The following is a 22,931-nucleotide window of genomic DNA, read 5'->3' as shown; positions in this document are numbered from 1 at the left end:
CCAGGTCTCGGGGTGCGGGCTTCGGGACGGGCTTTCGGATCAGCTGCTGGCGCATGCTGCCTCCTCGCTCAGACCAGGGCCGGGCGGCGGGGTTCCACCGTGCGGCCGTCGGGGAGCAGTTCACCTGTGTCATCGAAGACCACGGCACCGTTGCACAGCAGGTTCCAGCCCTGTTCGGGGTGGAAGGCCACGGTGCGTGCGGCGTCGTGGTCGACGCTGTCGGCGGTCGGGCAGGGGGGCTGGTGGGAGCACATGGCGCACCTCCTCGCAGAGTGGGGCGGGAAGGCCGGTGGTCACCCGGTCGAATCCGCGATCCACGGTGGCGGTGAGTATTACTGATCGCCACCCCCGGGCGGAACCCATATTCGCCGCCCAGTTCAGGGTGTGTATGCCCGCTTACGATGCGCTCATGCCCGCTATCCGGATCATTCACCGCACACTTCTCGACACCGGGGAGGCGTGGACGAGGCTGACGGACTGGGAACGCCACGCCGCCGCCGTCCCGCTCACCCGGGCGATCATCGAAACACCGCCTCCGACGCACAACGGAACCCGTTTCACCATGCGTACGGGCGTGGGGAGCATCACCTTCGACGACCCGATGGAAGTCACCCTCTGGCGGCCCCCGCAGGACGGCTCCGCGGGACTGGTCCGGCTCGTCAAACACGGCCGCGTGGTGCGGGGCCGGGCGGAGATCGAGCTCCGCCCCTCGCCCGCGGGCGGCTGCGAGGCCGAATGGCGCGAGGAACTGCGCGTACGGGGCCTGGGCCGCCCCTTCGACCCCCTGGTCGCGGCGGCGGCGCGCCTGTGCTTCTCCCGAGCCTTGAAGGCCCTCCTGCGCCCCTGAACGGGGCGTCCGGCCCCCGGGCCGCCCGGGGGCCGCCGGCCCGGCGCAGGCGCACGAAGGGGGCCCGGGACCGCCTCGCGGCAGCCCCGGGCCCCCTTCCCCGCTCCCGAACCGACGCGCTAGCGGATCGGCATGCCCGAGAGCGTGCGCGCGATCACCAGCCGCTGGATCTCGCTCGTCCCCTCGAAGATGGTGTAGATCGCGCTGTCGCGGTGCATGCGCTCCACCGGGTACTCGCGGGTGAAGCCGTTGCCGCCGAGGATCTGGACCGCCTGGGCGGTGACCTTCTTGGCGGTCTCGCTCGCGAACAGCTTCGACATCGAGCCCTCGGCCGAGGTGAAGGGCTTGCCCGCGACCGCCATCCAGGAGGCCCGCCACACCAGCAGCCGGGCCGCGTCGATGGAGGTCCGCATGTCCGCGAGCTGGAAGGCGACGCCCTGGTTGTCGATGATCGGCCGGCCGAACTGCGTACGGGTCTTCGCGTAGTCCAGCGCCACCTCGTACGCGGCGCGCGCCGTGCCGACCGCCATGGCGCCGACGGCCGGGCGGGAAGCCTCGAAGGTGGCCATGGCCGCGTTCTTCACGCGCTCCCCGCCGCCGGCCTTGGCCCGCTCGTGGGCCCGCGCGAGCCGCTCGTCCAGCTTCTCCTTCCCGCCGAGCAGGCAGGAACCGGGGATCCGTACGTCCTCCAGCACCACCTCGGCGGTGTGCGAGGCGCGGATGCCGTGCTTCTTGAACTTCTGCCCCTGGGACAGGCCCGCGGTGTTCGGCGGCACGATGAAGGAGGCGTGCCCCTTCGTCCCCAGCTCCGGGTCGACGACGGCCACGACGATGTGGACGTTGGCGATGCCGCCGTTGGTCGCCCAGGTCTTGGTGCCGTTGAGCACCCACTCGTCCTTGGCCTGGTCGTACACGGCGCGGGTGCGCATCGCACCGACGTCGGAGCCGGCGTCGGGCTCGGAGGAGCAGAAGGCGGCGACCTTCACGTCCTCGGGGGTGCCGTACATCTGCGGGATCCAGGTCCCGATCTGCTCCTCGGTGCCGTTGGCGACGACGCCGATGGCGGCGAGCCCGGTGCCGACGATCGACAGCGCGATGCCCGCGTCGCCCCAGAACAGCTCCTCCATCGCCATCGGGATGCCGAGGCCGGTGGGGTCGAAGAACTGCTGGGCGTAGAAGTCGAGGGAATAGATGCCGACCTTGGCGGCCTCCTGGATGACGGGCCACGGAGTCTCTTCGCGCTCGTCCCATTCCGCGGCCGCGGGGCGGATCACGTCGGCGGCGAAGCCGTGGATCCAGTCCCGCACCTGCTTCTGGTCGTCGTTGAGCTCCATGGTGAACTCCGCCATGTCCCCTCCATCTTTCGTGTCGCCTGCCGTACAGGTGGCTGCCGAGCAGTGTCCATCAAGCAAGTTACCTACGGTAACCCCCACTCCGACTCCAGTCTGTTACCGGCCGGTAAGCACTGTCAAGCAGCAGCGATGACGGACCGCCGATGAGATCGCCACGGTGTGCGGGGTGTTACGTTGCGTGGCCTCAGGACATCGCAAGGGCGGGGAGTGAAGACGGCATGGAGACCACACGGCAGTCCGGCGAGCCGGGAGCGGGCGAGCGCCGGCGGCGGGAGCTGCTGGAGGCCGCCGACCGGGTCGTCCTCAGGGACGGCCCCAAGGCGTCCATGAACGCCATCGCCGCGGAGGCGGGCATCACCAAGCCCATCCTCTACCGCCACTTCGGCGACAAGGCGGGCCTCTACCAGGCCCTGGCCGTCCGGCACACGGACGCCCTGCTCGACTCGCTGCGCGCGGCACTGGACGCACCCGCCGAACGGCGCAGCCGAGTGGAGGCCACCCTCGACACCTACCTCGCCGCGATCGAGGCCCGCCCCCAGGTCTACCGCTTTCTCATGCACCCGGCCGAGGACTCCCAGGCCCCCGAGCGCGGCTTCGACGTCGGCCTGCACTCGGCCCCGCTGCTGCGCCGCCTCGGCGAGGAGTTGGCCCAGGTGATCGGCGAACGCGTGGACCTGGGCCCCGGCGGCGAACGCCTGGCCCGGGTCTGGGGCCACGGCATCGTCGGCATGATGCACGCGGCGGGCGACTGGTGGCTCGGCGAACGCCCCTGCGCGCGCAAGGAACTCGTCAGCGCCCTCACCGATCTCCTGTGGGGCCGCCTGGCCACGGCCGGCAACCGAGCGGACGGCCCGGGCTTCTAGCCCCACCGGGCACCGTCAGGGGCAAATCCAGCCCCGCCGGCGTTTGAGGCGCGGGGTCCGGGGCGGAGCCCCGGGAACCCCGGCCCCGCCGGGCTTTCACTCCCCCAGCGCGTGGATCCCGGCCTGACCCCAGTCGGTCTTCCGGATCTGCCTGCGCAGCTTGCGCGCCCGCAGCCCCGTAACCCGCTCCGCGTACACCGCACCGGCCAGGTGATCGCACTCGTGCTGCAGGCACCGCGCGAAGAACCCCGTCCCGGCCACCCGAACCGGCGCCCCGTCCGAGGTGACGCCCTCGACGACGGCCTCGTCGAAGCGGACCGTGGACGCTTCCAGCCCCGGCAGGGACAGGCACCCCTCGGGACCGGCGAACTCGTCCCCCTCCGCGGACACCAACCGCGGGTTGACGATGTGCCCGACGTGGCGGACGTCCTCGTCGTCGGGGCAGTCGTATACGAACACCCGCTGCCCCACGCCGATCTGGTTCGCTGCGAGGCCGACGCCCTGGGCGGCGTACATCGTCGCGAACATGTCCTCGATGAGCCGGTCGAGGGCCGGACCGAACTCGGTGACCTCCGCGCAAGCGGAATGGAGCACCGGGTCGCCCAGCAGGCTCATGGTGCGGACGATGCCGGAGGTACCGGGGAGGGGGCGCTGTCGCATGGCGGTAAGAGTACGACGGGCGACTATATGAGGAGATCTTCGGCAGACCGGGGGCGCCGCGGTCCGGGCGCGGGCAGGTCATGGATAGGCTGGGGGCGACCGACGCAAGGAGGACAAGGGACGATGGCAGGCAACACAGAGCCGCTTTCGCCGCGGGCCAAGCTGGCCGTGACGGCGGGCAAGGCCGCAGCGGCGGTGTCGCGGGCCGCGGGACGCGGAAGCGGATCGGTGATCGGAGGCAAGGTCGCGCTCAAGCTCGACCCCGATCTCCTCGGCGCGCTGGCGCAGCATCTCGACGTCGTCCTCGTCTCGGCGACGAACGGCAAGACCACGACGACCCGGCTCATCGCGGAGGCCCTGCGGGCCAGCGGCCCGGTCGTCTCCAATGCGCTGGGCGCGAACATGCCCGCGGGCATCACCTCCGCCCTGGCGGGCGGCTCGGACGCCCGCTACGGCGTCATCGAGGTGGACGAGAAGTACCTGGCCGGAGTGGCCCGGGACGTCACCCCCAAGGTGATCGCCCTGCTGAACCTCTCCCGTGACCAGCTGGACCGCGCCGCCGAGACCCGCATGCTCGCGGAGAAGTGGCGCGAGGGCCTCTCCGGCTCCAAGGCGGTCATCGTCGCGAACTGCGACGACCCGCTGATCGTGTGGTCCGCCTCCTCCTCGCAGAACGTGGTGTGGGTCGCGGCCGGTCAGGAGTGGAAGGACGACGCCTGGTCGTGCCCCTCCTGCGGTGGCGTCATGCAGCGTCCGGGCGACGACTGGTTCTGCGGCGAGTGCGGTTTCCGGCGTCCCACCCCGAGCTGGGTGCTCTCCGGTGACCACGTGCTCGACCCGCACGGCAGCGCCTGGCCGATCAGCCTCCAGCTCCCGGGCCGCGCCAACAAGGCGAACGCGGCCACCTCGGCCGCGGTGGCGGCCGTCTTCGGCGTCCCGCCGCAGGTGGCACTGGAGCGGATGTACCAGGTGCAGGCCGTCGCCGGACGCTACGACGTGGTGAGCTTCATGGGCCGCGAACTGCGGCTGCTGCTCGCGAAGAACCCGGCCGGCTGGCTGGAGACCTTCTCCCTGATCGACCCGCCGCCGACCCCGGTGATCCTGTCGGTGAACGCACGCGGCGCGGACGGCACCGACACCTCCTGGCTGTGGGACGTGGACTACCCGCGCCTGGCCGGCCACCCGATCTTCGTGATCGGCGACCGCAAGCTGGACCTCGCGGTCCGCCTGGAGGTCGCGGGCCTGGACTTCCGGGTGTGCGAGACCCTCGACGAGGCCGTGCAGCTGGCGCCGCCCGGACAGATCGAGCTGATCGCCAACTACACCGCCTTCCAGGACGTGCGCCGCCGCGTCGGCAACTAGTACCCATAAGGACAAGAGCATGAGCGACAACAGCCTGCGTCTGGTGTGGATCTACCCCGACCTGCTCAGCACGTACGGAGACCAGGGCAACGCCCTGGTCGTCGAGCGCCGGGCCCGCCGGCGCGGCCTGGACGTACAGCGCGTGGACGTGCGCAGCGACCAGCCGATCCCCACCTCGGGCGACATCTACCTGATCGGCGGCGGTGAGGACCGGCCGCAGCGGCTGGCCGCGGAGCGCCTGCTGCGCGACGGCGGTCTGGAGCGCGCCGTTTCGAACGGGGCGATCGTCTTCTCCGTCTGTGCCGGCTACCAGATCCTGGGCCAGGAGTTCGTCAACGACGTCGGCGAGCGCCAGCAGGGCCTCGGCCTGCTGGACGTGGTGACCGTGCGCGGCGAGGGCGAGCGGTGCGTCGGCGACGTGCTGGGGGACATCGACCCCCGGCTCGGCCTGCCGCAGCTGACCGGCTTCGAGAACCACCAGGGCGTCACGCACCTCGGCCCGACGGCCAGGCCCTTCGCGCGGGTCACGATGGGCCGCGGCAACGGCACCGGCGACGGCACCGAAGGCGCGTACAACGACACGGTGTTCGGCACGTACATGCACGGTCCCGTGCTGGCGCGCAACCCGCAGATCGCGGACCTGCTGCTGAAGCTGGCCCTCGACGTGAACGCGCTGCCGCCCATCGACGACCGCTGGTACGAGGCGCTGCGCGCCGAGCGCATCGCGGCGGCCACGCAGCCCGCGTAGCCGCACCGCCACCGGCACCGCCGATACCCGGCGTTCGGCCCGGATTCCCCTCGGGGCATCCGGGCCGACGTGTTTTCGTACGACTGATCTGACCAGCATGTGGAGGATGGTTCAGTCCACCCTCGATCCGCTTGTAGGGTGCTGGGTAGTTCCAACCGGACGACGTGGTCCGGTCGTCGGCCCACGTTGCAAAGGTCCTCCCCTGCCATGCGCATAGGTGTGCTCACTTCCGGAGGCGACTGCCCCGGGCTCAACGCCGTCATCCGCTCCGTCGTGCACCGCGCCGTCGTCGACCACGGGGACGAGGTCATCGGTTTCCACGACGGCTGGCGCGGCCTCCTGGAGTGCGACTACCGCAAGCTCGACCTGGACGCCGTGAGCGGCATCCTGGCCCGTGGCGGAACGATTCTGGGCTCCTCCCGGGTCCAGCCCGCCCATCTGCGCGACGGCGTGGAGCGGGCCCGCGGCCACGTCGCCGATCTCGGCCTGGACGCCATCATCCCGATCGGCGGCGAAGGCACGCTGAAGGCCGCGAACCTGCTCTCGCAGGGCGGCCTGCCGATCGTCGGCGTCCCTAAGACGATCGACAACGACATCGCCTCCACCGACGTCACCTTCGGCTTCGACACCGCCGTCGGGGTGGCCACCGAGGCACTGGACCGGCTGAAGACCACCGCGGAGTCCCACCAGCGCGTGATGGTCGTGGAGGTCATGGGCCGCCACACCGGCTGGATCGCCCTGCACTCGGGCATGGCGGCCGGCGCGCACGCGATCGTCGTGCCCGAGCGCCCCTTCGACATCGAGGAGCTGACCGCGATCGTCGGCGAGCGCTTCGAGCAGGGCAAGCGCTTCGCGATCGTCGTGGTCGCCGAGGGCGCCAAGCCCGCCGAGGGCAGCTCGATGGCCCTGGAAGAGGGCGGCACCGACATGTACGGCCACGAGCGGTTCGCCGGCATCGGCAACCGTCTCGCCGTCGAGCTGGAGGAGCGCCTCGGCAAGGAGGCCCGGCCGGTCATCCTGGGCCACGTCCAGCGCGGCGGCACGCCCACGGCGTACGACCGCGTCCTGGCGACCCGCTTCGGCTGGCACGCGGTGGAGGCCGCCCACCGGGGCGAGTTCGGGATGCTGACGGCCCTGCGCGGCACGGACATCGTCATGGTCCCGCTCGACGAGGCCGTGCAGACCCTGAAGACGGTTCCGTCGGAGCGTTACGACGAGGCGCAGAACGTCCTGTGATCTTTCCCCCTTTCCGCGCGTCACTCCCGTAATGGCCGCCCCCGGACGATTCCCGTCCGGGGGCGGCATTACTGTGGTGGGGCACCACGGGTCAAGGGAGTGAAGAGATTGAGTTACCTCGCGCACGACGGCATGGACATGAAGATGGACCTGCCGCCCTTCACCCTCGGGCGCGGGCTGGAGTTCTCCTTCGACGCCTTCTTCCTCATCGGCTCGATCCTCGGCCTCGCGCTGTACGGGTGGGGCGTGGTGCGGCTGCGCCGGCGCGGGGACGCCTGGCCGGTCGGGCGGACGATCGGCTTCACCATCGGCGTGCTGAGCGTGGCCCTGGTGATGTGCACCAAGCTGAACGACTACGGCATGGTCATGTTCAGCGTGCACATGGTCCAGCACATGGTGATCAGCATGCTCAGCCCGATCCTGCTGCTGCTGGGCGCGCCCGTGACGCTGGCCCTGCGCGCGCTGGCGCCGGCGGCCCGAGGTCACAAGGGGCCGCGCGAGCTGCTCCTGATGCTCCTGCACAGCCGGTACATGAAGGTGATCACCCATCCGGTGTTCACCATCCCGATGTTCATCGCCAGCCTCTACGGCCTGTACTTCACCCCGCTCTTCGACTTCCTGATGGGGTCGAAGACGGGCCACATCGCGATGATGGTGCACTTCCTCGCCGTCGGCCTCGTCTTCTTCTGGCCGATCATGGGCGTGGACCCGGGCCCGCACCGCCCCGGCTACGTGATGCGGATGCTGGAGCTGTTCGCCGGAATGCCCTTCCACGCCTTCTTCGGCATCGCGCTGATGATGGCCAGCGAGCCGATGATCAAGACGTACGCGAACCCGCCCGCCTCCCTCGGCATCGACCCCCTGCTCGACCAGCAGTGGGGCGGCGGAATCGCCTGGGCCTTCAGCGAGATCCCCTCGGTGCTGGTGCTGATCGCGCTGGTCTACCAGTGGTACCACTCGGAACAGCGGGCCGCGAAGCGCTCCGACCGGTCCGAGGACCGCAACGGGGATCAGGAGCTGGCGGCCTACAACTCGTATCTCGCCTCGCTCCAAGCGCGTGGCCAGTAGCGCCGGACCGCCTTCAGGCGCCACCATGGGGCATGACCGGATCCGTGAAGGCGATGGCAGTGATGACCTTCGCCTCTCTGGTGGCGATCGCCACGTATTCCGTGGCCCTCGGAAGCAACGGCTGGCTGTGGTTCGGCTGGGTGGTGCTGGGGCTGCTCACCGCGGGAATGGCGGCCACGGGCAGTGCCTGAGCCGCCGCCCCCTGCGATCGATGGCTGACCGTCCGTAGGATGTCCCCTGACCACGGGACGTCGACGGGAGCCGCTTGGTGTTCTACCACTTGCTCAAGCACGTGATCCTGGGGCCGCTGCTGCGGCTCCTGTTCCGGCCCCGCATCGAAGGACTGGAGAACATCCCGGAGGACGGGGCCGCGATCATCGCGGGCAACCACCTGTCGTTCTCCGACCACTTCCTGATGCCCGCGATCCTGACGCGGCGCATCACCTTCCTCGCCAAGGCCGAGTACTTCACCGGACCGGGCCTGAAGGGACGGCTCACCGCCGCCTTCTTCCGCAGTGCCGGACAGATCCCGGTCGACCGCTCCGGCAAGGACGCGGGTCAGGCCGCGCTCCGCGAGGGGCTCGGGGTGCTGTCCAAGGGCGAGCTGCTGGGCATCTACCCGGAGGGCACCCGCTCGCACGACGGGCGGCTGTACAAGGGCAAGGTCGGAGTGGCGGCGATGGCCCTGGGCGCCGCGGTGCCCGTCGTCCCGTGCGCGATGGTCGGGACCTTCGAGATCCAGCCGCCCGGACAGAAGATCCCCAAGATCCGCCGGGTCACGATCCGCTTCGGCCGGCCGCTGGACTTCTCCCGGTACGCGGGGATGGAGGGCGAGCGGGCCGTGCTGCGGGCCGTCACCGACGAGATCATGTACGAGGTCCTCGCCCTGTCCGGCCAGGAGTACGTGGACCGGTACGCCGCCGACGTCAAGGCGGAGGAAGAGGAAGCACGGAAGAAGGCCCGGCGCAGGACGCGCTGAGCCCTCTCCCGTGCGGAGCGGAACGGTGCCCGCCCGGTCCGGCTAGCGGATGGCGGGGAGCTCGTCGATCGCCCGCTGGTCGGCGGCCGGGGCCGGCGCGAGCAGCTTGGCGGCGACGGGCGCCGGGGCCACCGGGGTGGCGTGCGGACCGCACGTCACGTTCTGGGCGTCCACCTGGCCGGTGAGCAGGTAGGTGTCCACCCGGGTGTTGATGCAGGGGTTCACCAGGTTGGTGACACCGTGCGAGCCGGCGTTCTGCTCGGTGATCAGACGCGAGCCGGCGAGCCGCTTGTTCAGCGAGACCCCGCCCTTGTACGGCGTGGCGGCGTCACGCTCGGACTGCACGATCAGTACCGGCGGCAGGCCGCGGTGGGCGCCGACACCGACCTCGATCGCGTGGTGCTGCTTGGACTTCCAGGTGGCGCAGGGCAGGTTCATCCACGCGTTGGCCCAGGTCATGAAGGGGTACTGGGCGTGCAGCTTGGTGTTGTCCCGGTCCCACTTGGACCAGCTGGTGGGCCACTTGGCGTCGGCGCACTCGACCGCGGTGTAGACGGCGTTGCCGTTCTCCGCCGAGGCGTTGCCCTGGATGTCGCTCATGTCGGGGGCGATGGCGTCGATCAGCGCCTGCTCGTCGCCGGCCTCGTACGCGGCCCAGGTCTGGGCGACGGGCACCCAGGAGGAGTCGTAGTACGGGGCGCTCTGGAAGAAGCCGATGAGCTCGGCCGGGCCGACGATCCCGCCGAGCGGGTTGGCCTTGGCCTTCGCGCGCAGCTTCAGCCACTTGGCCTCGACCTCGGCGCGGGTGGTGCCGAGGTGGAAGGAGGCGTCGTTCTTGGCGACCCAGTCCTCCCAGTCGTTCCAGCGCATCTGGAAGGCGACGTCCTGGCCGAGGTTGGCCTCGTACCAGATGTTGTCGCGGGAGGGGTCCACCACGCTGTCGACGATCATGCGGCGCACGTGCGTCGGGAACAGGGTCGCGTAGACCCCGCCGATGTAGGTGCCGTAGGAGACGCCGATGAAGTTCAGCTTCTTCTCGCCGAGGGCGGCACGGATGACGTCCAGGTCACGCGCGATGTTCGGCGTGGTCATGAACGGCAGCATCTCGCCGCTGCGCTCCTTGCAGCCGTCCGCGTACTCCTCGGCGAGCTTGCGCTGGGCGTTCTTGTCGGCCTTGCTGTCCGGCACCGGGTCGGCCTTGGGGGCCTTGACGTACTCCTGCGGGTCAATGCAGGAGATCGGCGCGGAGTGGCCGACGCCGCGCGGGTCGAAGCCCACGAAGTCGTACGCCTTCGCGGTGTTGACCCACAGCGGGCTCTTGGTGGTGATCCGGCGGGGGAAGCGCATGCCGGAGGCGCCCGGGCCGCCCGGGTTGTAGAGGAGCGCGCCCTGGCGCTCTTCCTTGGTGCCGGTGCTGACGGCGCGGTCGACCGCGATGTCGATCGTCTTGCCGAAGGGCTTGCTGTAGTCGAGCGGGACCTTCACGTAGCCGCACTGGATGGGCGCCGCGAAGCCCCAGTCGGGCGGACAGTCCTTCCAGTCGATCCCGGTGCGGGCCGCGCGGGCGGCGGCGATCTGGGTGCCGAACGCCTCGGCGATCGGGTTGTCACGGCCGGAAGGGCCGGAGAAGCCCGACGAGGCCGAGGAGGCCGACGCCGACGGGGCGAGCAACAGGCTCGCCGCCAGCGTGCCGGTGACCAGAGTGGCGGCGCTCCCCAGCACCGCGTTGCGTATCACGTGGTTGTTCCCCCTGCGTCATCTGCCGCCGTGGGCGGCGTGGTTCGTGCCGGTGTGGATGTGCGTCGGCACGTGGTGGGGATACTTCCGCCTGACCAGGAGCGGGCAACAGAGCACGGGGCGGTTCTTTGCCAACCCGATATCCGGAAATGGGTGTACCGCTGAGCGGTGTCTGGTTCGTCCGGGGTTCGGTGGGCCGCCGGCCGTGGCGGTCCCGGGGTTCACCAACCGTAGGCGGCGCAGGCGGAGTCGAGCAGTTCGCGCAGCCGCAGTGCGTCCGGGGCCAGGGCCGTGACCAGGACGGCCGGACCCGCCAGCGGGGTGAGCGCGGCGAACTCCCCCAGCATCCCTGCCTGCGGCGGGGCCTTCGCGAACTCCGGGTCCACCACCAGCAGCTGCCCCAGTGCCCGGTGGCCCGCGAGTCCCGCCGGGCCGTCCCAGCCGCCGGGTGCGCCCGGTCCGCAGGCGAGCTCCTGGTCCAGCAGCGGGCGCCCGTCCCGGGTCACGGCGAGCCGGGCGCGCAGCAGGCCGGGAGCCTCTCCGGTGCGGCCGAGCACCTGCTCCTCGCGCAGCAGGAGCCGGGCGGTGGGGGCGAGTTCGGCGCGGGTACGGACCCGCAGGTCGCTGCCGCGCACCGAGACGAGGGGCTCCGGGAGCCAGCGCACCGCCGCCCCGTCCCCGAGCCGGAGCCGTACGTCGTACCGCGCGGGTTCTCCGTGCCGGCCGGGCAGTGCCAGGGTGGCCGCCGCCGAGCGGAACACCAGCCGGGCGCCCGGTCCCGCGGCGGCCTCGACCGTGAGGTGGTCACCGCCGAGGGGGGCGCTCATGGCGCCGACCAGCATGACGCCCGCCTCACCGGGCCCGCCCCGGGTGCGGCGCAGGGCGAGCGGCCCCTCCCCGGCCAGCAGGGGCAGGGCGGTGCCGCCCCGCCCGTCGGTGGTGGCGCCGATCCGGGCGGTGGCGCGCAGGCCGGCCGGAGCGGGGGCCGGGGGGCCGGCGGGGGGCGCGCCCGGCGCCGTGGGGACGGCCGCGGGGATGACCGTGGGGCTCACCGGGCGGTCCAGGCGGCGATCCGCTCGCGCACCCAGGCGGCCACCGGGGCCACGCCCTCCTCGCCGCGCAAGGACTGGAAGGCGACAGGGAGTTCGCCGCGCTGGGCGGCGGCGTCGCGGGCCATCCGGTCCAGGTCCGAGCCGACGTGGGGGGCGAGGTCGGTCTTGTTGACGACGAGCAGGTCCGCGGTGGTGACGCCGGGGCCGCCCTTGCGCGGGATGTCGTCGCCGCCGGCCACGTCGATGACGAAGATCTGGGCGTCGACGAGGCCCCGGGAGAAGGTGGCGGTGAGGTTGTCGCCGCCGGACTCGACGAGGATCAGGTCGAGCCGTCCGTTCCCGTGGAAGGCCTCCTCCAGCTCCTCCACGGCTTCCAGGTTGGCGGAGATGTCGTCGCGGATGGCGGTGTGCGGGCAGGCGCCGGTCTCCACGGCGCTGATCCGCTCGGGCGGCAGGACGGCTTCGCGGAGCAGGAACTCGGCGTCCTCGCGGGTGTAGATGTCGTTGGTGACCACGGCCATGGACAGCTCCGTGCGCAGGGCCCTGCAGAGCGCGGCGACGGTGGCGGTCTTCCCGGAGCCGACGGGCCCGCCGAGGCCGATGCGCAGGGCGCGGCGGGTCCCGTCCGCCCGCAGCGGCTCGGCGCTGTGGGTGTGGCGGTGCGGGAAGGTCACGCCGCCGAGGGAGTGGTCGAGGTGCATGGGGGGTCTCCTTGAGCTGAAGCAGGGGGGCGGGGTCCGCCGCGCGGGCTGCGGGGTGGGGGGCGGGTCAGGAGGCGAACAGACGTACCGGCCAGTCGGCATGGGCCTGCGCCGCGATGTCCAGCAGCGGTGAGGAGGCCGCGGGCAGGGTGTGCGTACCGTCGGTGCGGGCCCGCAGCGCGGCCCGCACCGCCTGCCGGGACACGGAGTCCAGCTCGGGGGCGAGCCCTGCCAGGACCCGGCTCGCCTCGAAGGGGTCCAGGCCGAGCAGCCGTACGGTGGCGGTGGCCGGCCCGCCCACGCTCTCGTACGCCGCCACGTGCGCGGCGTCCAGTGGTCGGAGCCCCGCCGAGCGGGCGGTGACGCCGAGCACCACGGGCTGGTGCGCCCCGCGCGGGAACGCGGCGGCCATCGCGTCCAGTTCGGCGCCGGGCCAGGTGGCGCGGGCGGCCCGCATCAGCTGGCGCCCGAGCCGTCGCGCGGAGGCGCGCAGCGCGGGTGACGGGGTCCGGGCGTCGGCGGCTTCGTCGAGGGCCGCCGGGTCGATCCCGAGGGCGGCCGCCGCGGCGAGGCCCGCCGCGACGAGCCCGGCGGTGTGCAGCCGGCCCCGGCAGAACTCCGCCAGGGTGGCGGCGTCGTGGATGCGGCCCGCCTTGCAGGCGGCCTCGGCCCCGCCGGAGTGGGCGTGGCCTCCGGCGGGGAAGCGGCCGTCGGCGAGGACGAGGAGGGTGGCGAGGCTCATCGGAACAGGCCCCTCCCGTCAGAAGAGGAAATAGCGCTGGGCCATGGGGAGTTCGGCCGCCGGGGCCGGTTCCACCACCTCGCCGTCGATGGTGACGGTGAAGGTGTCGGCGTCGACTTCCACCCTCGGCATGGCGTCGTTGTTGCGCATGTCCGCCTTGGTGACCTTGCGGGTGCTCTCGATGGCGACGAACTCCTTGCCGAGCCCGAGCCGTTCGGGCAGTCCGTCGTCGAGGGCCGCCTGGGAAGTGAAGTTGACCGAGTTGAGCCCGGGGGCCCGCCCGTACGCCCCGAACATCGGGCGCGGCAGGACCGGCTGCGGGGTGGGGATGGAGGCGTTGGCATCGCCCATCTGCGCGTAGGCGATCTGGCCTCCCTTGATGACCAGTTCGGGTTTGACCCCGAAGAAGGCGGGCTTCCACAGCACCAGGTCGGCGAGCTTGCCGGTCTCGACGGAGCCGATCTCGCGGGCCAGGCCCTGGGCGACGGCCGGGTTGATCGTGTACTTGGCGATGTAGCGCCTGGCCCGGTGGTTGTCGGCGGGCCCGTCGCCGGGCAGGGGGCCGCGCCGCTTCTTCATGACGTGGGCCGTCTGCCAGGTGCGCAGGATCACCTCGCCGACGCGGCCCATGGCCTGGGCGTCGGAGGAGATGATCGAGATGGCTCCGAGGTCGTGCAGGACGTCCTCGGCGGCGATGGTGGAGGGCCGGATCCGGGACTCGGCGAAGGCCAGGTCTTCGGGGACGGCGGGGTTGAGGTGGTGGCAGACCATCAGCATGTCGAGGTGTTCCTCGACGGTGTTGACGGTGTGCGGCCGGGTCGGGTTGGTGGAGCTGGGCAGGATGTTGGGCTCGGAGACCACGGTGATGATGTCGGGTGCGTGCCCGCCGCCCGCGCCTTCGGTGTGGTACGAGTGGATGGTCCGCCCGCCGATGGCGGCGAGGGTGTCGGCGACGAACCCGGCCTCGTTGAGGGTGTCGGTGTGGATGGCGGCCTGGGCACCGGTCTCCTCGCAGACGGTGAGGCAGGCGTCGATGACGGCCGGGGTGGATCCCCAGTCCTCGTGGAGCTTGAAGCCGAGTGCTCCGCCGCGCAGTTGGGAGTACATGCCCTCGCGGGACATGGTGTTGCCCTTGCCGAGCAGGCCGATGTTGACGGGGTGGGACTCCAGCGCGGCGAACATCCGGGCCAGGTGCCAGGGTCCGGGGGTGACGGTGGTGGCCTTGGTGCCCTCGGCGGGTCCGGTGCCGCCGCCGACGAGGGTGGTGATGCCGGAGGCGAGGGCCTCGTCGATCACGGTCGGGGAGATGAAGTGGACGTGGGCGTCGACGGCGCCCGCGGTGAGGATCTTCCCGTTGCCCGCGATGATCTCGGTCTCGGGGCCGATCACCAGGGCGCGGTCGACGCCGTCCATGGTGTCGGGGTTGCCGGCCTTGCCGATGCCGCAGATCCGGCCGTCGCGGATGCCGACGTCGGCCTTGACGATGCCCCAGTGGTCGAGGATCACCACTCCGGTGATGACGGTGTCGGCGGCGCCCTCGGCGCGGGTGGTGCGGGCCTGGCCCATGGATTCGCGGATGACCTTGCCGCCGCCGAAGACGGCCTCGTCGCCGGCCAGGCCGGGCCCGCCGCCGAGGTCCTGCTCGATCTCGACGAAGAGGTCGGTGTCGGCGAGGCGGATGCGGTCGCCCGTGGTGGGCCCGAAGAGGTCGGCGTAGACCTGGCGCGATATCTCAGCCATCGAGCGGCCCTCCGGTCTCCCCGCGCAGTCCCGGCACGGTGCGCAGCCCGGCCAGCGGTACGAGGGCCACGGCAACCGGGATGCCCGGCTCGAAGCGGACCGCGGTGCCGGCGGCGATGTCGAGCCGCAGGCCGTGGGCCGCGCGGCGGTCGAAGTCGAGGCCGGGGTTGGCCTCGGCGAAGTGGTAGTGCGAGCCGACCTGGACGGGCCGGTCGGCGGCGTTGAGCACGGTGAGTCGGGTGACGGGCCGGCCTTCGTTGAGGCGCACCGGGCCGTCCCCGTAGGCGATTTCGCCGGGGATCATGCGGGCACTCGCTCTCAGACGATGGGGTCGTGGACGGTGACGAGCTTGGTGCCGTCCGGGAAGGTCGCCTCGACCTGGACGTCGTGGATCATCTCGGGTATCCCCTCCATGACCTCCTCGCGGGAGAGCACGGTCCGCCCGGAGGCCATCAGCTCGGCCACCGTCCGGCCGTCGCGGGCCCCTTCGAGGAGGTGTGCCGTGATCAGGGCGATCGCCTCGGGATGGTTGAGGAGTACGCCCCGCGCCTTGCGTCTCTCGGCCACGTCGGCGGCGACGTGGATGAGCAGTCTCTCCTGCTCGTGGGGGGTCAGCTGCACAGCAATCACCAAGCTTCCGGGACATGATCAACATCGCGCCGAGCCGACCTTATGGGCCGTCAACACTTTGTTGACCTGCGCATATCCGAGCCAAGCGTGTCTTGCCCAACACAAGGAAAGACTTTCCGTCCCGCCCACCGCCGCTTTGCCGGCCCATGGGTGACCATTGGCGGAAGGAACGTGGCCGTTACGCTAGGTGCCGCGCTTTTCCGCTGAGTTAACCCACGTTTCGTGCAGGTACCCGGTTCAACTCCGGGCGTCGCACAGCCCGGTTCCGTATACGGAGCCGTCCACGAGGAGCAGCATGTTCGCGAACCCCGTCCACCACATCACCTTCGACGCGCAGGAGCCGTACGCGCTGGCGCAGTTCTGGTCCGAGGTCACCGGCTGGCCCATTCACCCGGACGACCTGGCGGACGACCCCGAGATCTCGCTGGTGCCAGGGCAGCCGGGGGTGACCGGACTGCTGTTCATCCAGGTGCCGGAGGGCAAGTCCGGGAAGAACCGGGTCCACTTGGACATCCAGCCGACCACCGGCACCCGCGACGAGAACGTGGAGCGGCTGCTCGGGCTCGGCGCGAAGCTGGTGTCCGACCAGCGCCGGCCGGACGGGACCGGTTGGGCCGTGCTCGCCGACCCGGAGGGCAACGAACTCTGCATAGAGCGCAGCGCCGCGGAGCGCGCCGGGTCCTGACGTCGTGACGCCCCGCCGGTCAGCAGCCGGTGGCGGTCCGCACCGGCGCTCCGGCGGCCACCCAGGGCAGGGCGATCCACACGGTCTTGCCGCCGTCCTCGGTCGGGCTGACCGAGAGCCGGCCGCCCGCTTCCGCGGCGAGCCAGCGGATGATGACCATCCCCCGGCCGTTGTCCTGCTGGACGGCGGCCGGGAGCCGCTTGGGCCAGCGCGGGTGGCTGTCGGTGACGCCGATGCGGAGCCACTCCTCGCGCTCCAGGCGGATGTCCACGGTGAAGGTCGGCGACTTGCCGAAGGTGTGCTGCACGGAGTTGGTGGCCAGTTCCGAGACGATCAGCCGGATGCTGTCGGCGGCCTCGGTCCCCTCGGACAGTCCCCACTCGCCCAGCACCTCCGCCACGTAGCGGCGGGCGGCCGCGACCGAGGCGGGATCGCTCGGCAGAGTAACGGATGCTTCCTGATGATCTGCCATGGCGACGGTCCCTTTCCCACCGGGGCGAAGCCGCCCCGGATCTGTGCTGGACGCCAGAGTGCCACCCATCGTCCCGCCGTTTCCGCAGATCCCTCAAGATATGCATATATCTGTCGCTCAATGCGGTGAACTCTGCTACGGAAGAGCGTATTTGGACGGCAGACTGGTGCGAGCTGTGCCGGTGGAAGGAGGCGGGTGTGCAGCATGGTCCCGCGGTGCGCCGACGCAAGCTCGGCGAGGAACTGCGTGCCCTTCGCGACCGGACCGGACTCACCAGTGGTGAGGCGGCCCGGCTGGCGGGATGGCACCAGTCGAAGATCAGTCGTATCGAGACGGGGCGCAGCGGCGTCAAGGTCGAGGACATCCGGCTGCTGCTCGACGTCTACGGGGAAGACGTCGTGAGCGTGCAGCAGCGCGCCCTGCTGGAGGCCCTCTCGGCCTCGGCGGCGGGCCCCGCCCCGGACGACGACACCGGGCGCGGCCGCCAGTGGTGGCACGACTACCGGGGACTGCTGCCACAGGAGTACCGGGACTTCATCAGCCTGGAGGCGGGGGCCCGGTCGGCCCGCACCGTCGAGCTGTCCGTGGTGCCGGGACTGCTCCAGACCCCGGAGTACGCGCGCGCCGTGACCCGGGCCGCCCTGGGCGGGCTGCCGGAGCCCAAGGTGGACGCGCTGGTCGACGTACGGCTGGCACGTCAGTCCGTACTGCGGGCCGATCCGCCGCTGGAGCTGAGCGCGGTGCTCGACGAGGCGGTGCTGCGGCGCACGATCGGCGGGGCGGGGGTGATGGAGGAACAGCTGAGGCACCTGGTGGAGGTGGCGCGTTTGCCCCAAGTGCGGCTTCAGGTACTGCCGTTCAGCGTGGGGGGACATCTCGGCCTCACCGGACCGTTCGTCATCTTCTCATTTCCGAACATCGCCGATCTGGATGTGGTGGTACTCGACCATTTGACGAGTAGCCTCTATCTGGAGCGGAAGGAAGACCTTGAGGCGTACAGCGCCGCGTTCCGCACCATCCAGGCGCACGCCCTCCCGCCCCGCGATTCGTCGGATCTCATCAGCGCCCTCGCTGACGACGCGTAAGGAGGCACCTCCGTGTCCGCAACCCCCTTATCCACAGGCGGACTTCTGAACAGCGCACGGTGGCGGCGAAGCAGCCGCAGCACCGGAATGAACAACTGCGTGGAAACGGCCGCCCTCGGCGGCGGCCTGCTCGCCGTCCGCGACTCCAAGCGGACGGACGGCCCGGCCGTGCTCTTCACCGGGCCGGCCTGGACCGGCTTCCTCGTCTCCGTTCGTGCGGATCTGGAGACGTAGGCACGGCTCAGGCCAGGCTCAGCCAAGGCGTGGCATCGCAAGGCAAGGCATGGCAAGGCGGGAGCGCCCGTAACGGCTCCGCCTAGAGGTCCGTGGCTCCGGCCGGAGCGGTCCCCAGGATCGTCTCCACCGCACGGCCGATCTCCACCCCCGTGAGATCCGCCCGCGCGGTCAGTCGCAGCCGGGAGATGCCGTCCGGCACCGACGGCGGCCGGAAGCACCCCACGGACAGACCTGCCTCGCGGCAGTCGGCGGCCCAGCGCAGTGCCGCCGAAGCCGACGGGGCCCGCACCGACACCACGGCCGCGTCCGGCCGGGCCGCGGTCAGGCCGGACGCGGTGAGCCGCCCGTACAGTTCGGCGGCCACCGCGCGGGCACGGTCCGCACGCTCCGGTTCCCGCTCCAGCAGGCGCAGGGCGGCCAGTGCGGCGCCCGTCGCGGCAGGGGCCAGCCCGGTGTCGAAGATGAAGGTCCGGGCCGTGTTGACCAGGTGCCGGATCACCTTGGCCGGGCCGAGCACCGCCCCGCCCTGGCTGCCCAGGGACTTCGAGAGGGTCAGCGTCGCGACGACCCCGGGAGCCCCCGCGAGTCCGGCGGCGTACAGCGCCCCGCGGCCGCCCTCGCCCAGCACCCCGAGACCGTGCGCGTCGTCCACGAGCAGGGCCGCGCCCTCGGCCCGGCAGGCCTCGGCGTGGGCCGCGAGCGGCGCGGCGTCCCCGTCGACCGAGAACACCGAGTCGGTGACCAGCAGCGCCCGCCCCCGGTGGGCGGCGAGCGTCTTGCGGGCCGCGTCCGGGTCGGAGTGCGGGACCACGGCGGTCTCGGCGCGCGACAGCCGGCAGCCGTCCACGATCGAGGCGTGGTTGCCGGCGTCGGAGACCACCAGGGTGCCCCGGTCGCTGAGCGCGGTGACGGCGGCCAGGTTCGCCGCGTATCCGGAGGACAGGACCAGCGCCGCCTCGAACCCGCAGAAGGCGGCCAGCTCCCGCTCCAGCTCGGCGTGCAGTTCGGTGGTGCCGGTGACCAGGCGCGATCCGGTGGCTCCCGCGCCCCAGCGCTCGGCGGCCTCGCGCGCGCCCCGTACGGTCTCCGGGTGCCGGGACAGCCCGAGGTAGTCGTTGCTCGCGAGATCGAGGAGCGGGGAGGAGGCCGGACGCGGACGCAGCGTCCGGACCAGTCCGGCCTGCTCCCTGGCACGCTCCGCGTCGTCGATCCAGGAGAAGACGTCCACGGGGGCGGGGGTGTGCTGGTGCGGCATCGACGGTCCTCGGGTTTTTGTCGGCAGTCCACAGACCTGCCCGACCCTAACCGCCCGTGACCCCTGCGTCAGGTGTGGCGATACACACACCTTCTTCCGGCCATGTTGTTCGATCTCTCCTTGGCCGGGAGTACCCGGGTGGGACAGGATCGACAGCATGGACCTGCTGAACACCCTCGTGGACAAGGGGCTGCGGCGTGAGCTGCCGACCCGCGAAGAGGCACTCGCCGTGCTGGCGACCTCTGACGACGAACTGCTCGACGTGGTGGCCGCGGCCGGCAAGGTGCGCCGGCAGTGGTTCGGCCGCCGGGTCAAGCTGAACTACCTGGTCAACCTGAAGTCGGGGCTCTGCCCCGAGGACTGCTCGTACTGTTCCCAGCGGCTGGGATCGAAGGCCGAGATCCTCAAGTACACGTGGCTGAAGCCCGATGAGGCCTCCCAGGCCGCGGCCGCGGGCGTCGCCGGCGGGGCGAAGCGGGTGTGCCTGGTGGCGAGCGGGCGCGGTCCGACGGACCGTGACGTGGACCGCGTCGGCAAGACGATCGAGGCCATCAAGGAGCAGAACGAGGGCGTCGAGGTGTGCGCCTGCCTCGGCCTGCTGTCGGACGGCCAGGCCGAGCGCCTGAAGGACGCGGGTGCGGATGCCTACAACCACAACCTCAACACCTCCGAGGCCACGTACGGCCAGATCACCAAGACCCACACCTACGCGGACCGGGTCGACACGGTGCAGAAGGCGCACGCCGCCGGCCTGTCGGCCTGCTCGGGCCTGATCGCGGGCATGGGCGAGAGCGACGAGGACCTCGTCGACGTCGTCTACGCGCTGCGCGAGCTCGACAGCGACTCGGTGCCGGTCAACTTCCTGATCCCCTTCGAGGGAACCCCGCTGGCCAAGGAGTGGAACCTCACCCCGCAGCGCGCCCTGCGCATCCTCGCGATGGTCCGCTTCGTCTGCCCCGACGTCGAGGTCCGGATCGCGGGCGGCCGCGAGGTGCACCTGCGCACCATGCAGCCCCTCGCGCTGCACGTGGCGAACTCGATCTTCCTGGGCGACTACCTGACCAGCGAGGGGCAGGCCGGGCAGGCCGACCTCGACATGATCGCGGACGCCGGTTTCGAGGTGGAGGGCGCCGGTACGACGACCCTGCCCGCGCACCGCTCCGAGGTCACGGCACCCACCGGCGGCTGCGGCTCGAAGAACTCCGGCTCCGGCGCCTCCGTCTGCGGCTCCTCCGCCACGGCGGACGAGGCCGGCTGCGGTTCGGCGTGCGGCGGCTGCTCGGGGCACGCCGGGCACGAGGCCCCCGTACCGGTCCAGGCGGAAGCGGGCGAGGTCCGGTCCGGCCTGGTGGCGGTCCGCCGTCGCGGTGCGGGAACGGATCTCGCTCCCAATGCCTGATCAGCACCACGCGCCCGACGCGCTGCCGGCCCGCGAACTGCTCGCGCTGGACCGGCAGCACGTCTGGCACCCGTACGGCCCGATGCCCGGGCGCCAGGAGCCGCTCGTCGTCGCCTCCGCCTCGGGGGTCCGCCTGCGGCTGGCCGAGCCGTCGCAGGGACACGACGAGCTGGTCGACGGCATGTCCTCCTGGTGGTCGGCGATCCACGGGTACAACCACCCGGCGCTGAACGAGGCCGTCACCGGCCAGCTCGGCCGGATGTCACACGTGATGTTCGGCGGGCTCACCCACGAGCCCGCCGTCCGGCTGGCCGCCAAGCTCGTCGAACTCACCCCGGCGGGCCTGGAGCACGTCTTCCTCGCCGACTCGGGCTCGGTCTCGGTCGAGGTCGCGGTGAAGATGTGCCTCCAGTACTGGCGTTCGGTCGGGCGCCCCGAGAAGAGCCGCCTCCTCACCTGGCGCGGCGGCTACCACGGGGACACCTGGCAGCCGATGGCCGTCTGCGACCCCGAGGGCGGCATGCACGAGCTGTGGTCGGGCATCCTCCCGCGCCAGCTCTTCGCGGACGCGCCGCCGAGCGGCTTCTCGGCTCCCGTGGAGGAGTCCTACGCCGCCCACCTGCGCTCCCTGTTCTCCGCGCACCGGGACGAACTGGCGGCCGTGATCGTGGAGCCGGTGGTCCAGGGCGCGGGCGGCATGCAGTTCCACAACCCGGGCTACCTGCGGGTGCTGCGGGAGCTGTGCGACGAGTTCGATGTGCTGCTGATCCTGGACGAGATCGCCACGGGCTTCGGCCGCACGGGCGCGCTGTTCGCGGCGGACCACGCCGGGATCACCCCGGACGTGATGTGCCTGGGCAAGGCGCTGACCGGCGGTTACCTCACCCTGGCCGCGACGCTCTGCACCGAGCGGGTCGCGGACGGGATCTCACGCGGCGCGGTCCCGGTCCTGGCCCACGGGCCAACCTTCATGGGCAACCCGCTGGCCACCTCGGTGGCCCTGGCCTCCATCGACCTGCTGCTCGGCCAGGACTGGCAGGGCGAGGTCAAGCGCATCGAGGCGGCCCTGCTGGAGGGCCTGGCCCCGGCCGCGGACCTGCCGGGCGTCCGGGAGGTACGGGTCCTGGGCGCGATCGGCGTCATCCAGCTCGACCACCCGGTCGACATGGCCCGCGCCACGGCGGCGGCGGTCCGGGAGGGCGTTTGGCTGCGCCCGTTCCGGGACCTGATCTACACGATGCCGCCGTTCGTGACGGGCGACGCGGACGTGGCCCGCATCTGCCGGGCCGTGGTCGCGGCCGCGAAGGAGGCCTGACATGGCGGTGCTGATGGTCTCGGGGACGGGAACCGAGATCGGCAAGACGGTCGTCACCTCGGCCGTCGCGGCGGCGGCGCTCGCGGCGGGCCTCTCCGTGGCCGTACTGAAGCCGGCCCAGACGGGCGTCGGCCCGGACGAGCCCGGAGACGCGGCGGAGGTCGGCCGGCTGGCCGGCTCCGCCGTCACCACGGTGGAGCTGGCCCGCTACCCGGAGCCGCTGGCCCCGGACACGGCGGCCCGGCGCGCGGGTCTCCCGACGCTCTCCCCGGAGCGGATCGCGGAGGCGGCCCGCGCGCTCGCCCTCTCCCACGACCTGGTCCTGGTCGAGGGCGCGGGCGGCCTCCTGGTCCGCTTCGACGAAGCCGGCCACACCCTGGCGGACGCGGCCCGGCTGCTCGGCGCTCCGGTGCTGATCGTGGCTCCGGCGGGGCTCGGCACCCTCAACTCCACCGCCCTGACGGCCGAAGCCCTCCGGGCCCGCGGCCTGACCTCCCCGGGCGTGGTGATCGGCAGCTGGCCGGCCGAACCGGACCTGGCGTCCCGCTGCAACCTGGCCGACCTGCCCTCGGTCTCGGCGCTCCCCCTCCTGGGCGCGGTCCCCGCCGGTGCGGGCGCCCTCGCCCCGGCAGCCTTCCGTACCTCGGCGCCCGGTTGGCTCGGCGCCCCCCTCCACGGCACCTGGTCGGCGCCCGCCGTCTGACCCCCCGCCCGCCCGCCCGCGCGGGCGGACCGGGGCGGCAAGGCTCCGTACGGCGCCTCCTCG

At 71.9% G+C, this 22,931-nt stretch carries 26 protein-coding genes; 14 read left to right on the top strand and 12 right to left on the bottom strand.

Translation table 11 applies throughout. The features are described 5' to 3' along the window. Positions 1-68 precede the first annotated feature (68 nt). Positions 69-254 (bottom strand): DUF5999 family protein, encoded by a 186-nt coding sequence (locus OG276_RS32745; protein ID WP_243341733.1) that lies wholly within the window; start codon positions 252-254, stop codon positions 69-71. A gap of 155 nt (positions 255-409) precedes the next feature. Here OG276_RS32745 and OG276_RS32740 point away from each other — a divergent pair, with 155 nt between their 5' ends. Then, entirely contained in the window at positions 410-847 is a 438-nt protein-coding gene (locus tag OG276_RS32740) for an SRPBCC family protein (protein WP_266910882.1), read from the top strand. Between the two features lie 119 nt (positions 848-966). Here OG276_RS32740 and OG276_RS32735 read toward each other — a convergent pair whose 3' ends face one another. Next, positions 967-2,196: an acyl-CoA dehydrogenase family protein gene (locus tag OG276_RS32735; RefSeq protein WP_266910880.1), complete on the bottom strand. Its 1,230-nt coding sequence runs from the start codon at positions 2,194-2,196 to the stop codon at positions 967-969. A gap of 221 nt (positions 2,197-2,417) precedes the next feature. Here OG276_RS32735 and OG276_RS32730 point away from each other — a divergent pair, with 221 nt between their 5' ends. After that, positions 2,418-3,062: a TetR family transcriptional regulator gene (locus OG276_RS32730; RefSeq protein ID WP_266910878.1), complete on the top strand. Its 645-nt coding sequence runs from the start codon at positions 2,418-2,420 to the stop codon at positions 3,060-3,062. Positions 3,063-3,158: 96 nt separating this feature from the next. Here the strand turns inward: OG276_RS32730 and def are convergent, their stop codons facing one another. Next, entirely contained in the window at positions 3,159-3,722 is a 564-nt protein-coding gene (def, locus tag OG276_RS32725; protein WP_250740164.1) for a peptide deformylase, read from the bottom strand. A gap of 123 nt (positions 3,723-3,845) precedes the next feature. Between def and OG276_RS32720 the strand changes: the two genes are divergently transcribed. The 6 genes from OG276_RS32720 to OG276_RS32695 all read left to right on the top strand — a co-directional run bounded on the left by OG276_RS32720 (position 3,846) and on the right by OG276_RS32695 (position 9,115). Continuing rightward, positions 3,846-5,084 carry a MurT ligase domain-containing protein gene (locus OG276_RS32720; protein WP_266910875.1) on the top strand — a complete coding sequence of 413 codons (1,239 nt, stop codon included), beginning with the start codon at positions 3,846-3,848 and terminating at the stop codon, positions 5,082-5,084. A 19-nt stretch (positions 5,085-5,103) separates the two neighbouring features. Continuing rightward, positions 5,104-5,832 carry a type 1 glutamine amidotransferase gene (locus tag OG276_RS32715; protein WP_266910873.1) on the top strand — a complete coding sequence of 243 codons (729 nt, stop codon included), beginning with the start codon at positions 5,104-5,106 and terminating at the stop codon, positions 5,830-5,832. A gap of 207 nt (positions 5,833-6,039) precedes the next feature. Then, positions 6,040-7,068, top strand: a complete 1,029-nt coding sequence (locus OG276_RS32710; protein WP_266910871.1) for a 6-phosphofructokinase — start codon at positions 6,040-6,042, stop codon at positions 7,066-7,068. Between the two features lie 138 nt (positions 7,069-7,206). Next, on the top strand, positions 7,207-8,136 hold the full coding sequence (locus OG276_RS32705) for a cytochrome c oxidase assembly protein (protein WP_266913312.1): 930 nt from the start codon (positions 7,207-7,209) through the stop codon (positions 8,134-8,136). A 32-nt stretch (positions 8,137-8,168) separates the two neighbouring features. Next, positions 8,169-8,327: a hypothetical protein gene (locus tag OG276_RS32700; protein WP_266910869.1), complete on the top strand. Its 159-nt coding sequence runs from the start codon at positions 8,169-8,171 to the stop codon at positions 8,325-8,327. Between the two features lie 77 nt (positions 8,328-8,404). Further along, entirely contained in the window at positions 8,405-9,115 is a 711-nt protein-coding gene (locus OG276_RS32695) for a 1-acyl-sn-glycerol-3-phosphate acyltransferase (protein WP_266910867.1), read from the top strand. 42 nt (positions 9,116-9,157) lie between these two features. Here the strand turns inward: OG276_RS32695 and OG276_RS32690 are convergent, their stop codons facing one another. From OG276_RS32690 to OG276_RS32660, 7 genes are all read right to left on the bottom strand, one after another. Next, entirely contained in the window at positions 9,158-10,852 is a 1,695-nt protein-coding gene (locus OG276_RS32690) for an alpha/beta hydrolase (protein ID WP_266910865.1), read from the bottom strand. Positions 10,853-11,073: 221 nt separating this feature from the next. Further along, the gene (locus OG276_RS32685) at positions 11,074-11,820 is read right to left on the bottom strand and encodes an urease accessory protein UreD (RefSeq protein WP_266913310.1); all 747 of its coding nucleotides are present in this window, start codon (positions 11,818-11,820) and stop codon (positions 11,074-11,076) included. A gap of 80 nt (positions 11,821-11,900) precedes the next feature. Further along, on the bottom strand, positions 11,901-12,605 hold the full coding sequence (ureG, locus tag OG276_RS32680) for an urease accessory protein UreG (protein WP_266910863.1): 705 nt from the start codon (positions 12,603-12,605) through the stop codon (positions 11,901-11,903). 67 nt (positions 12,606-12,672) lie between these two features. After that, on the bottom strand, positions 12,673-13,347 hold the full coding sequence (locus tag OG276_RS32675) for an urease accessory protein UreF (RefSeq protein ID WP_266910861.1): 675 nt from the start codon (positions 13,345-13,347) through the stop codon (positions 12,673-12,675). A gap of 18 nt (positions 13,348-13,365) precedes the next feature. Beyond that, a complete protein-coding gene (locus OG276_RS32670) occupies positions 13,366-15,087 on the bottom strand; it encodes an urease subunit alpha (protein ID WP_266910859.1) in 1,722 nt (573 codons plus the stop codon). After that, positions 15,080-15,391, bottom strand: a complete 312-nt coding sequence (locus tag OG276_RS32665) for an urease subunit beta (protein ID WP_266910857.1) — start codon at positions 15,389-15,391, stop codon at positions 15,080-15,082. The genes OG276_RS32670 and OG276_RS32665 overlap by 8 nt, the downstream gene beginning before the upstream one ends. A 14-nt stretch (positions 15,392-15,405) precedes the next feature. Continuing rightward, a complete protein-coding gene (locus tag OG276_RS32660; RefSeq protein ID WP_266910855.1) occupies positions 15,406-15,708 on the bottom strand; it encodes an urease subunit gamma in 303 nt (100 codons plus the stop codon). 304 nt (positions 15,709-16,012) lie between these two features. On the opposite strand from OG276_RS32660, the gene OG276_RS32655 reads away from it, so the two are divergent. After that, entirely contained in the window at positions 16,013-16,402 is a 390-nt protein-coding gene (locus OG276_RS32655; RefSeq protein ID WP_266910853.1) for a VOC family protein, read from the top strand. Between the two features lie 19 nt (positions 16,403-16,421). On the opposite strand, the gene OG276_RS32650 is transcribed toward OG276_RS32655, so the two are convergent. Beyond that, the gene (locus OG276_RS32650) at positions 16,422-16,874 is read right to left on the bottom strand and encodes an ATP-binding protein (RefSeq protein ID WP_266910851.1); all 453 of its coding nucleotides are present in this window, start codon (positions 16,872-16,874) and stop codon (positions 16,422-16,424) included. Between the two features lie 197 nt (positions 16,875-17,071). Here OG276_RS32650 and OG276_RS32645 point away from each other — a divergent pair, with 197 nt between their 5' ends. Beyond that, positions 17,072-17,959 carry a helix-turn-helix transcriptional regulator gene (locus tag OG276_RS32645; protein ID WP_266910849.1) on the top strand — a complete coding sequence of 296 codons (888 nt, stop codon included), beginning with the start codon at positions 17,072-17,074 and terminating at the stop codon, positions 17,957-17,959. Positions 17,960-17,971: 12 nt separating this feature from the next. After that, positions 17,972-18,193: a DUF397 domain-containing protein gene (locus tag OG276_RS32640; protein WP_266910847.1), complete on the top strand. Its 222-nt coding sequence runs from the start codon at positions 17,972-17,974 to the stop codon at positions 18,191-18,193. Between the two features lie 82 nt (positions 18,194-18,275). Here OG276_RS32640 and OG276_RS32635 read toward each other — a convergent pair whose 3' ends face one another. Continuing rightward, a complete protein-coding gene (locus OG276_RS32635) occupies positions 18,276-19,451 on the bottom strand; it encodes an 8-amino-7-oxononanoate synthase (RefSeq protein WP_266910845.1) in 1,176 nt (391 codons plus the stop codon). Positions 19,452-19,608: 157 nt separating this feature from the next. Here OG276_RS32635 and bioB point away from each other — a divergent pair, with 157 nt between their 5' ends. The 3 genes from bioB to bioD are packed head-to-tail and all read left to right on the top strand — an operon-like array spanning position 19,609 to position 22,868. Further along, positions 19,609-20,850, top strand: a complete 1,242-nt coding sequence (bioB, locus tag OG276_RS32630; RefSeq protein ID WP_266910843.1) for a biotin synthase BioB — start codon at positions 19,609-19,611, stop codon at positions 20,848-20,850. Then, entirely contained in the window at positions 20,843-22,165 is a 1,323-nt protein-coding gene (locus OG276_RS32625) for an adenosylmethionine--8-amino-7-oxononanoate transaminase (RefSeq protein ID WP_266910841.1), read from the top strand. Before bioB ends, OG276_RS32625 begins: the two co-directional genes overlap by 8 nt. A 1-nt stretch (position 22,166) precedes the next feature. Further along, a complete protein-coding gene (gene bioD / locus OG276_RS32620; RefSeq protein WP_266910839.1) occupies positions 22,167-22,868 on the top strand; it encodes a dethiobiotin synthase in 702 nt (233 codons plus the stop codon). Positions 22,869-22,931 lie beyond the last annotated feature (63 nt).

The sequence above is a fragment of the Streptomyces sp. NBC_00086 genome, from assembly GCF_026343255.1.
Classification (GTDB): Bacteria; Actinomycetota; Actinomycetes; order Streptomycetales; family Streptomycetaceae; genus Streptomyces.
This window is presented reverse-complemented; position numbering and strand designations above follow the sequence as displayed.

Excerpts from the sequence above, each read along its gene's own strand:
- OG276_RS32745 (WP_243341733.1), bottom strand. The coding sequence starts at position 254 with ATGTGCTCCCACCAGCCCCCCTGCCCGACCGCCGACAGCGTCGACCAC.
- OG276_RS32740 (WP_266910882.1), top strand. The coding sequence starts at position 410 with ATGCCCGCTATCCGGATCATTCACCGCACACTTCTCGACACCGGGGAG.
- OG276_RS32735 (WP_266910880.1), bottom strand. The coding sequence starts at position 2,196 with ATGGCGGAGTTCACCATGGAGCTCAACGACGACCAGAAGCAGGTGCGG.
- OG276_RS32730 (WP_266910878.1), top strand. The coding sequence starts at position 2,418 with ATGGAGACCACACGGCAGTCCGGCGAGCCGGGAGCGGGCGAGCGCCGG.
- def (WP_250740164.1), bottom strand. The coding sequence starts at position 3,722 with ATGCGACAGCGCCCCCTCCCCGGTACCTCCGGCATCGTCCGCACCATG.
- OG276_RS32720 (WP_266910875.1), top strand. The coding sequence starts at position 3,846 with ATGGCAGGCAACACAGAGCCGCTTTCGCCGCGGGCCAAGCTGGCCGTG.
- OG276_RS32715 (WP_266910873.1), top strand. The coding sequence starts at position 5,104 with ATGAGCGACAACAGCCTGCGTCTGGTGTGGATCTACCCCGACCTGCTC.
- OG276_RS32710 (WP_266910871.1), top strand. The coding sequence starts at position 6,040 with ATGCGCATAGGTGTGCTCACTTCCGGAGGCGACTGCCCCGGGCTCAAC.
- OG276_RS32705 (WP_266913312.1), top strand. The coding sequence starts at position 7,207 with ATGAAGATGGACCTGCCGCCCTTCACCCTCGGGCGCGGGCTGGAGTTC.
- OG276_RS32700 (WP_266910869.1), top strand. The coding sequence starts at position 8,169 with ATGACCGGATCCGTGAAGGCGATGGCAGTGATGACCTTCGCCTCTCTG.
- ureG (WP_266910863.1), bottom strand. The coding sequence starts at position 12,605 with ATGCACCTCGACCACTCCCTCGGCGGCGTGACCTTCCCGCACCGCCAC.
- OG276_RS32675 (WP_266910861.1), bottom strand. The coding sequence starts at position 13,347 with ATGAGCCTCGCCACCCTCCTCGTCCTCGCCGACGGCCGCTTCCCCGCC.
- OG276_RS32670 (WP_266910859.1), bottom strand. The coding sequence starts at position 15,087 with ATGGCTGAGATATCGCGCCAGGTCTACGCCGACCTCTTCGGGCCCACC.
- OG276_RS32665 (WP_266910857.1), bottom strand. The coding sequence starts at position 15,391 with ATGATCCCCGGCGAAATCGCCTACGGGGACGGCCCGGTGCGCCTCAAC.
- OG276_RS32655 (WP_266910853.1), top strand. The coding sequence starts at position 16,013 with ATGTTCGCGAACCCCGTCCACCACATCACCTTCGACGCGCAGGAGCCG.
- OG276_RS32650 (WP_266910851.1), bottom strand. The coding sequence starts at position 16,874 with ATGGCAGATCATCAGGAAGCATCCGTTACTCTGCCGAGCGATCCCGCC.
- OG276_RS32635 (WP_266910845.1), bottom strand. The coding sequence starts at position 19,451 with ATGCCGCACCAGCACACCCCCGCCCCCGTGGACGTCTTCTCCTGGATC.
- bioB (WP_266910843.1), top strand. The coding sequence starts at position 19,609 with ATGGACCTGCTGAACACCCTCGTGGACAAGGGGCTGCGGCGTGAGCTG.
- OG276_RS32625 (WP_266910841.1), top strand. The coding sequence starts at position 20,843 with ATGCCTGATCAGCACCACGCGCCCGACGCGCTGCCGGCCCGCGAACTG.
- bioD (WP_266910839.1), top strand. The coding sequence starts at position 22,167 with ATGGCGGTGCTGATGGTCTCGGGGACGGGAACCGAGATCGGCAAGACG.